The 10,169-nt window shown below is 43.1% G+C and carries 7 protein-coding genes; 2 read left to right on the forward strand and 5 right to left on the reverse strand.

The annotated features are described in order from the left end of the window. Positions 1-207 precede the first annotated feature (207 nt). Both AACT21_RS01925 and AACT21_RS01930 read right to left on the reverse strand, forming a co-directional pair. Positions 208-1,158 (reverse strand): TerC/Alx family metal homeostasis membrane protein, encoded by a 951-nt coding sequence (locus AACT21_RS01925; protein ID WP_176430249.1) that lies wholly within the window; start codon positions 1,156-1,158, stop codon positions 208-210. Positions 1,159-1,656: 498 nt separating this feature from the next. Further along, a complete protein-coding gene (locus AACT21_RS01930) occupies positions 1,657-3,396 on the reverse strand; it encodes a bifunctional metallophosphatase/5'-nucleotidase (RefSeq protein ID WP_094164645.1) in 1,740 nt (579 codons plus the stop codon). A gap of 259 nt (positions 3,397-3,655) precedes the next feature. Between AACT21_RS01930 and AACT21_RS01935 the strand changes: the two genes are divergently transcribed. Then, on the forward strand, positions 3,656-5,287 hold the full coding sequence (locus tag AACT21_RS01935; RefSeq protein ID WP_026028965.1) for an ATP-dependent endonuclease: 1,632 nt from the start codon (positions 3,656-3,658) through the stop codon (positions 5,285-5,287). A gap of 163 nt (positions 5,288-5,450) precedes the next feature. On the opposite strand, the gene AACT21_RS01940 is transcribed toward AACT21_RS01935, so the two are convergent. Together AACT21_RS01940 and AACT21_RS01945 are read right to left on the reverse strand one after the other, a co-directional pair. After that, positions 5,451-5,957 (reverse strand): DUF1097 domain-containing protein, encoded by a 507-nt coding sequence (locus AACT21_RS01940; protein ID WP_019281895.1) that lies wholly within the window; start codon positions 5,955-5,957, stop codon positions 5,451-5,453. A gap of 328 nt (positions 5,958-6,285) precedes the next feature. After that, complete coding sequence (locus tag AACT21_RS01945) at positions 6,286-7,191, reverse strand: LysR substrate-binding domain-containing protein (RefSeq protein WP_013867825.1); 906 nt, start codon at positions 7,189-7,191, stop codon at positions 6,286-6,288. A 239-nt stretch (positions 7,192-7,430) separates the two neighbouring features. On the opposite strand from AACT21_RS01945, the gene focA reads away from it, so the two are divergent. Continuing rightward, positions 7,431-8,882: a formate transporter FocA gene (gene focA / locus AACT21_RS01950; protein WP_026028498.1), complete on the forward strand. Its 1,452-nt coding sequence runs from the start codon at positions 7,431-7,433 to the stop codon at positions 8,880-8,882. A gap of 107 nt (positions 8,883-8,989) precedes the next feature. Here the strand turns inward: focA and AACT21_RS01955 are convergent, their stop codons facing one another. After that, positions 8,990-9,862 carry a YdcF family protein gene (locus tag AACT21_RS01955; protein WP_094164646.1) on the reverse strand — a complete coding sequence of 291 codons (873 nt, stop codon included), beginning with the start codon at positions 9,860-9,862 and terminating at the stop codon, positions 8,990-8,992. Positions 9,863-10,169 lie beyond the last annotated feature (307 nt).

Raw genomic sequence — 10,169 nt, forward strand, 5'->3', positions numbered from 1 at the left:
CCCCATAACAATGCATGCTTTTATTATCCACGATAATCGACTACTTATTCACATTAAGTTTGATTTGGTGAATTTAAATCGCAATGAAAAACAAAAACACCGGTTATTTACAAAATTTTCACATTAATATTTTTATCGTCGGTTAGATAAAGGATAAATAAAAGAGAGAGGTAAGTATTGTCAAACACTTACCTCCGTTTACTTATATTATGACTTATGAGTAGCAGGTAATGGACTTCTCTGCTTATAGACAGAAGCCAACACCGCAATAATCATAGTGACTAACAGTACACCCAGTGAGACTGGTGTCGGAATTTCCCACGCAGAACCGACTAGCATCATCTTAATACCAATGAAGATCATGATGAAGGAAAGCGCTGGTTTTAGATAAATAAACTTATCCATCATCCCTTGCAACACAAAGTACAAAGATCGCAAACCAAGTAACGCAAACACGTTCGCTGCTAACACTAAAAAGGGTTCGCGGGTCACGGCAAAAATAGCCGGTATTGAATCTAATGCGAACATGACATCCATAAAAGCAATCACGCCAATCACAATCATCATTGGAGTCACAAACCATTGCTTATTGCGGCTCACAACCAAAGCGTTTCCTTCGTAATGATCCGTCACATTGAACCAGCGTCGAATCAGTTTTTCTGGCATTGGGTTTAGCTGTTCCTCGCCTTTCTCGCGTGCAAGTTGAATACCAGTCCACATAAGAAATAGCGCAAACACATAAAGTAACCAATGATATTGCTCGAGCAGCTGTGCACCAATCACAATCATTACCGCTCGTAAACACAAAGCGCCGATCACTCCCCACAATAGAGCCCGCGGGCGTAAATGCTCTGGGACTGCGTATTGATGAAAAATAATCGCAAAGACGAATAAGTTATCAACACTTAACGATTTTTCTAACAAGTAACCAGTAATAAACGAGATCGTCGCCTTTTCGGCACTGTATGAACTGGTTGGTGCGTAACTATCCCAAAAGAAATAGATACTCGCGGCGAATGCAAACGCCAGCATAAACCAAATCACGCTCCAAACGGCCGCTTTAGTGATCGTGACTTTACCACCACGGGTTTGCCAAATATCGATAACAACAAGAAATAGAGTCAGAATTGCAAAGCTGAGATAGGTTGTTGGGGTCATATATCCTCCAAAGGCGGAAGGATAAGATGGGATTAACCGATCGAAACCTTCCGCAAACAAAAACCGCTGTTCATAATGAACAGAGCTGAATGCGTTGGTCTCGTCGAAATAAGCATTCCGTTTTTAACAGAAGGCTATTTATACTTACCGGATAAGCATGCGCTTAACGAGCTGACGATAAGTAAACAAAGGCGACTACTCCCCAATCAGCGCGGATTTTATGCCTATTGGATGCAAAGGTCCATAGCCGTGATCAAAAAAAGGAGCCATTTATGCTCCTTTTTAGCTTAGATTTTTATACGCCTGCCAGTGGTAATAAATACACCAATACAGACCATGCACTGACCCAAGCAACGACGACAGCAGCATCTAACCAATCTCTAATCCACATTATACTTTCCCCTTTCACATCTTCATGCACCTTCATCGGGTTGAAGATGCGTTAAGACTGAAAGTTAAAAAGCAAAGTCTATGCCAGTAAATTTATGTCAAACCGAGTTACTGATAATGATGTTGGGGTTGAGTTCCTGCGTGGTTAAGTATTTCAGGTTTTTCCGTCAGCAGTTCAATAAACGCATCAGCCATTGACACATTCGAAACAAAACCTTCTCCCTTCATTTTCAGTATCGCATCATATCCCTCTTTGCCTTTCATGGTATAGGCCGAAGAGGTTCCACAATAATAACTATTAAGATCAATTGGTTGCCAACCTTTTTGCTCATCAAATAACAACACATTTGTGATGCGTTGTCCTACAGGCCGATCGGCGGCATAAGTAAACGAGAGATTGTGGGTGTAAGGATAACTGCCAGAACCTGTGCCGTCGACCCCATTGCCCAGCGCATTATTAATCGCCCCTTCAAGCATCTCAATTAAGGTTTCTCCCTGCACTCGGTAGACACCAATAGGAACGGCAAAAGGCAATAAATTTCCGGCAATGTCTGCCACCGAAACTTGTCCGGCGTTGAGCGAGTTTCTGACTCCACCAGCGTTATGTATTGCAAACTGCACGGGGTGCCCTCTTTGCCGCATGGCATAGACGAATGATTGAGCCACCAAAGGAGCCAACTCACTCGGCCCAGTTTCATCAGGAATTCTGACGTGTCTTAAGAAACGATCAGCATGTGCGATAATATTTTGTTGCAGCTGACGTACTCGCGGCATGTATTTATCGATCAATATTCCTTGGACCTGCGGATCTTTCTTACACACCACCACATTAGGGTGTTGGCTTAAAAATTCGCACGCCGCTAAATGGGTGTTATCGGTGCCCGCTTCGCTCATGCTGGCATCAAGAAACAGTCGACGGCCCAGTAACAGTTCATTACGACCCTGAAATTTGTTCACTTTGCCATCGGCTGAAAAGTCGATATAACAATGACCTAAGCTCAAAGAATGATAACCAGATTGGACGACATAAGTGTCATTAATTCTTAAACCATACTCATCATCTTTCATCAGCCCTAGTGCACTAAAATCACCTTGTAATCGGTGACTATGCCCGCCGACGACAACACTAATGCCTTCCACTTGCTGTGCGAGCTCAATGTCCGCTTCATAACCTAAATGGCTAAGTAGAACAATTTTGTTGATCCCTTTAGCGCGTATTTCAGCAACCGTATTTTTTGCCGTTTGGATAGCGTTAATAAATGGAGTATCGAGATCTGGGTTGGCAATATCAACCATTTTATCGAGTGACAAGCCGAAAATTGCAATCGTTTCATCACCAGCCTGTTTTTCTATCCAGCGAGCGTATTTACCTTGAGGTTGATAACTTATCACTTGCGAGCTACCGGCTATTGGAAAAGGCTTATTCGATCTTTCATTGGAAAGATCCCAATTGCCAGCTAGCAATGGAAATTGAATACGTTTAACAAAATGGGCAACGGGTTCATTACCCATATCCAGTTCGTGATTGCCTAATGCCATCGCATCAAGATTCAATGCGTTGAGCATGTCCGCATTGGCTTTACCTTTAAATAGCGAGAAATAGAGCGTGCCTTGGAAACAATCCCCAGCGTGTAAAAATACAAAGGCTCGCTTCATACGCGCCGCATCTTCTTTCAATTGCTGAACTCGTGTTGCAATTCGTGCAAAGCCGCCAGCACTTACATACGGTGTTAAAGTCTGCTGTTGGATGTGGAGAGTCAATTGCAGCGATGTCGGTTCAAAATATGAATGAGTGTCATTAATGTGTGCCAGCATAATTGATGCTGGTCTATTCTTTTTATGCATCATTTATCTTTCTCTTCTTTTTCCACTCTATCCTAGCTGAAGAATCATGACAGAATCGTGACTTTTATGAAACGAGTTTGAAAATATAATTACGCTAAGTCAACCTCATCACGCTTTGTAGCCTTTGTCTCATTCGGCTGACCCTACATAAACACTTGATATGTGAGCCAGCAGCCTACTTATCTGCATAATTTCTATTATGCTTAAAGAAAAACAGACTCAGCGAGAAGCTAACTCGTTGAGTTATAAAAGGAGTCTGCCTATGCATCTAGAGCGAATTGAAATTTCCGGATTCAGAGGAATCAAACGTTTATCGCTCGCTTTTGATGAACTCACCACATTGATCGGTGAAAATACTTGGGGGAAGTCCTCATTGTTGGACGCCTTATCAGTAGTGCTACCAGCCAACGGTGTACCTTATCAATTTGAAATGCAAGATTTCCACGTCGATTACTCTATCGCTCATCCTCAAACTCAGCATTTACAAATTGTCTTAAGCTTTGTTTCTACAGACAAAAATGAATCTCGATCCGGCCGTTATCGTAAGCTGAGGCCGATTTGGGTTGAAGATGAAACGGGTACGAAACGGATATTCTATCGCATCAGTGCCACTCGTGAGCGATATGATATTACCACTCGCTACCTGTTTTTAGACCTCGAAGGCAATCCACTACCGCTGCATCATTCCGAAAAATTAGCGCAAGAGCTGATGAGCTTACACCCAGTGATCCGTTTGAAAGATTCACGGCGTTTCGAGCGACCTTTCGTCAATGGTAACGGTAAAAATTCTCGCGCCGAAAAACGCATTGATAATACCTGTCGTCGTTTACTGGCCATTCCTGGACATGTCAACAAAGGCGAGATGAGAAGTAGCCTTAACTCAATGAATGTATTAGTTGATCACTATTTTTCATTCAAAAGTCAGACACGTAAAAACCCAAGACAGCAACGTGACAGCTTAGTCTATTCCAGCCCAACCGCCGATAAAAACATAAGCCAATTTGTTGAAGAAACTAAAAATAAGCAAACTCGTTTGCTGTTGATGGGCTTACTCAATGCTTATCTGCAAGCCAAAGGCCCAACTGACCTACGACGTTGCGCTAGGCCGCTGCTGATTATCGAAGATCCCGAAGGTCGATTGCACCCTACTCATCTGGCGCGCGCTTGGAGTTTACTTCAACTATTACCCATGCAGAAAATTCTCACAACGAACAGTGGTGATCTGCTTGGCTCTGTTCCCCTTCATTCGATTCGGCGTTTGGTGCGTACTTCTGACCGTACCATTGCAAATTCGATGATCTCTCGTGGATTGAGTAAGGACGAACTACGACGTATCGGTTTTCATATCCGTTTTCATCGCTCAGGGGTGCTTTTTGCTCGCTGCTGGTTGTTGGTTGAAGGAGAAACTGAGGTGTGGCTGTTTAGTGAGCTGGCTCGCCAGTGTGGCTATAATCTAGCCGCCGAAGGAGTACAAATTGTCGAATTTGCTCAGTCTGGTCTGAAGTCCTTAATTAAAGTGGCGAAAGCGTTTGGCATTGATTGGCATGTCGTGACTGATGGCGATCCCGCTGGCAAAAAATATTCGTCAACGGTACGCGGTATGCTAACAGGTGATCAAGAACGGCATCGCCTGACCGAACTTCCCGATCGAGATATCGAACATTTTCTGTACTCTCATGGCTTTGAACATTTCTTCAAAGATTTGATTAAAATACCTTACGATCATCCAATCCCTGCGAAAAAAGTGGTCACACGTGTGCTGAAAAAACACGCGAAACCTGATTTGGCACTTGCCATCGTTTCCCATTGTGAACAACAAGGTGTGGACTTTATTCCTGTACTGCTGCGCTGGACACTAAAACGCGTGATTACGATGGCCAATGGCCACACGTAAAAAAAGGCACACATGATTGTGTGCCTCGTATCATTTCCATTTCGCTATATGTGACTAATCTTATATTGAATGGGTATATCAACAATTTTGATGAATCGATACGGATCAATTGGGGGTAACCTTTACCAATGCAGATTTCACCAGCATTAGTCTTAAACATAAATTAACAAGTTGAGGATTTAGAACGCGTTTCAACAGTTGCGCTGTCGCTCAGCGTTGGCTGGTTAGATCGTTGATGCAACCACATACCACTTGTTTTCATCGCAAAGCCAAAAATGCCACCGAATAGAAGTGATGGAATAACCAGTTGCCAATCACCACCCGCAGCAAAAGTGGCACAAGCGCCAATAAAGGTTCCAGGGATATAACCAAGCCACGCTTTCGACGCTTGAATGCACATTAAAAATGCCACTACCGCAGTGACAACGTAACCCAAAATATCCAAGCTCACCAAACTGGATGAATGAATAATGACCATTGCCCAAAAAACGCCACTGATATTAGTTATCAAACTTTCTGCAAGACCTTTAATACCCTCGGTTGGAGAGGCAAAATAACTCGTACATCCTAAAAAGCCAGCCCATGATAGTAAGCCTAACGAAACGGCTATCCAGCCCCAAACACCAGAAAGAATGCCTGTCGTTAGTGAAATTGCAAATAGTGTGCTCATAGCGCCCTCATTTAGCCGCTATCTGCCTGTCATTTAACAAGCCGTTGCTATAGCGACATCAATAAATCAAGTGCCGATATTAAAAGCTTCAACCACGGATGACTAGTGACCTAAGTCATGAAATAAATGCAATGATTTCACTTATTTCATTGAAATGTTGACGCAAACGATAAATCAACACATTTGAAGTGCTTTTTAATCGAGCATGAGCGTTAGATTAGGTAATGAGGGTGTGTGACATGATGATAAATGCGAACACTCAATAGCTTCACTTATCACACCCCATATTGAGAAGTAACAAAGTAAATCATAACCAAGATTAACAAGCTTAAAGTACGCTTGGTCGTCCTTTCATCATGCGCAGTCCTTCACGCTTAATGCACTCAACCAACGGGTTTTCAGCCATATCTGCTCGCCAAATAAACGACAACGTTCTTTCCATATTCAGATCAGGCACATTGAGCGCTACCAGTTGGCCATTCTCAATAAAGCGTTCTACATCGAGGTAAGGTAAACAAGTTAAGTACGGACCATTCGCAACCATACTGCGTAGCACAGGAACATGTTCGTACTCTCGCCACACATCTAAATCGGAAATAAGATGGTGAATCGAGCTATCAAAAATATTGCGAGTACCAGAACCGTGTTCTCTTAACACCCATTTGGCTTGTTCAAGCTGTGCAAGACTCACCGTTTTACATTTGGCAAAAGGATGATGAGCCGAAGCTATCACTGTTAGGTGATCTCGACACCACACTTCTTGGGAAATACGGTTATCATCGCATCGACCTTCAATGATACCAAGGTCATATTTGTAGTCGAGGATGCCATCGATCACCCCTTTGGTGCTTTTCACACCAAGCTCAATACGCATCTCTGGGAAATCGTTATCAAGAATGCTGATAAGGTCTGGAACGAGGTGCTCGGCAGGGGTCTGGCTGGCTCCCATACTGATTTCACCGCTAAGCAAGTGCTGATCATAAAAGCCCATTTCGATCTGCTGAGCATCTTGTAATAAACGCTTCGCTTTCGGCCTAAGCCACATTCCCCAATGAGTCAATGCCATCTGCTTTCCTTGTCTTTCGAACAAAGGGCGACCTAACATTTTTTCCAATTGTGCTAGCGACATACTGGTCGCGGATTGAGTTAACGCTAATTTATCCGCAGCTTGACTGACGCTGCCACTATCGGCAACAGCATCGAAAACTGCTAATTGTTTGAGTGAATACCGCACTGCTTTTCCTATTTAGCTTTCATCTACTGCGCGCCACACCTTTAATTTCAAGGGAGTTAATATGCGCAAACGGTTTCATTCTACTCTTTCATTTATTCATATCAATTCATTTGATGAGTAATCTAAAAATTATCAATTTTACTACTTCATGACCCGTTCGTTAGTCTGTATGGAAAGCAAGGCATGACGCTTTGTTTGAACTTGGGAGGTAATTATGAAATTGAGCTTTGGGAGCGTGTATGTCTGCAGCCTACTCTGAAAATAAACAGCTGTTCTCACCGATTGAGATGATGGCAGAAGCCGAGAAATTTGCATTAAGCAAAGCCAAGAAAAGTAGCGGTATGACACTGAGCCTTGCCATTATGGCTGGTGCTTTTATCGGCTTAGCATTTTTGTTCTACATCACTGTCACCACAGGCAGTGCTAACGCAGGTTGGGGGCTCAGTCGGTTAGCGGGTGGTTTAGCCTTTAGCATGGGGCTGATTTTAATCGTGATTTGTGGCGGTGAACTGTTCACCAGTTCCGTATTGTCGAGCATTTCTTGGGCCAATAAACAAATCAGCTTTAGCAAAATGTTATCCATTTGGGGCAAGGTTTATATCGGTAACTTCATTGGTGCCATGTTCTTACTGCTTTTGGTTACTGGGGCTGGTCTCTATCAGTTGGATGATGGTCAATGGGGGTTGAATGCGCTAAACATCGCACAGCACAAACTACACCATACACCTGTTCAAGCATTTTCTCTTGGGGTGCTATGTAACTTACTGGTTTGTCTTGCTATTTGGTTAACGTTTAGCTCTGCCAATGCAATGACCAAAGCCGCAATGACAATTTTGCCTGTGGCGATGTTCGTCTCTAGCGGCTTTGAGCACTGCGTAGCCAACATGTTTATGGTCCCTTTAGGCATTGTGATTCAAAACTTTGCACCAGAGAGCTTCTGGCAGCAAATCGGTATCAGTGCCACTCATTATGCAGATTTGAACATTCATCAATTTGTGGTGGCAAACCTTATCCCAGTGACTTTGGGCAATATCGTCGGCGGTGCTGTGTTGGTTGGTCTCGCCAACTGGTCTATTTTCCGCCGTCCACAACTTAAAGCCGCAAACATTAGCACTATAACGGAAACAGCAACAATTACGTCAGTGAAGGAAACGAAAATGAATAAAACAATTACAGTTAAAGACATTATGAACACCCAACCTGTAACTCTAGGCGTGGAAATGCCAACCGCAGTAGCGATTGATATGTTGCTGGATAACCAGCTCGATAGTGCTCCTGTGGTTGATGTGGCTGGTCGTTTGGTCGGGTTTTTCTCAGCTCACGATGTCATGGTGGATTTATGGTGCCAAGACTACCTCCCTACCGAAGGGCAAAAAGTGGTGGATCTTATGAGCCGCGATGTTATCGCCATCGATGCATCTGACCGTCTGATTGATATCGCCGAGTTTTTATGCATCGATAAAGAACAGCTATACCCTACCACTAGCATGGGTATTGCTACTCGTTTTAGCTCACTCTCTTTAGAAGAGCGCGCAAAAAGCATGAAAGTGAACAAACCACAAAATCTCCCCGTCCTTGAAGATGGCAAGTTTGTCGGTATGCTAACTCGTAACCATGTACTGGCAGCACTACGTCCAATTTATGGCGAGCGTCTAAGCGTGGTCAAAGAGCGTACGTTAGAAACGGCTTAACACGTTGTTTTGTTCAAAACGGTTTTTGGTCAGGAAATAAGTCGCTTGACTAAAAAGCAAAGACCCCGCATTGCGGGGTCTCTTTGATTCATCTATTTCGCTTGTTACTATCCCTGACGCCACCAGCGTCCGACGCACGGGTTTTCAGGATCAAGATATCGATTCAATAACGTTAAGTTGCTGTCGAACAAAATGAGATAAGGTTGAATCTCACTGACATTTAACGCCCCCTTTGTGGCATTGATACACTGCATCAATAAATCCGTAAGACAGCGAACAAAAAACCACTTTGGGTTGTCTGCGATTTTATGGTTGATCGCTAAAATAGCCTCATATGCTATTTGGTAAGGAATGGCTCTCACTTGCGTGAGATCGCGCAGAAATGAGCCCGCCACAACACCTTCAAGATAGACACGGTAAGTTGTTAGTTGATCGACCAATAGAAACAGTTCCGCGGCTAAATGCGTATAAGGGTATTTCACCGCTAGGTGATCGTGCAGATCCGGTGAAATAGCCAGCGTGATCCCCATCATTTCACAGCGTTGTTTTAGCACTCGCAGTAACCCTTGTTCATCCATTAGTTGCTGAATTTCAAAAATACGCTGCAAGTGATAGTCGTTAGAAATGAAAGTGACAGCTAATGTTTTTTGTGTGTCAATACCACCGTTTTTTTGCAGCTCTAACGCGACGTTTTCGATATTTTCTACCGTGCTGGTTGAGTACTCTTCCAGCAAAATGCGGTTATTCGAAAGTGACACATTGAGCCGAGTAAGTTCCGATTGAAGATAATGATACATAACCTTCGCTTCAGAAATCTGTTGCCCTAGCGTGAGCCCACCACATAAAGCAATGACACTATGATCGATGTCATGACGTTGTAACGCCTTAACAAGGCCATCAACACGGCTACGCCCTTCTAATGTTAATTGCTGATCAACAAGTCGTTTACCTAATACGATATAAAGATGCTCGGCTACCATCGTTATTTTTCTCTCTCCATTCCAGCCACCATAAAACTTGTGTCATAGCAATCGACATCAAGAAAGCAGCAGTATTAAAACGTATGGTTTGGTAACACGTAAATACTCCTACATGTGCATAGTGCTTGAGTCAAAAAATAAAATAAACAGTCACTTTTTAAACATTACTCAAACGATAGCCACGCATTAGAAATGCTCGTGTATAAAGTAAGGTTTCTGCGATAATTGTTACAATTTATTTATAACTACCGATGATAAAATCCACAGGAATAAACTCTAAAGATCCACTGCATGGAGAGATTAATAT

This window comes from Vibrio sp. V08_P9A1T1 (assembly GCF_963874405.1).
GTDB lineage: Bacteria > Pseudomonadota > Gammaproteobacteria > Enterobacterales > Vibrionaceae > Vibrio > Vibrio anguillarum.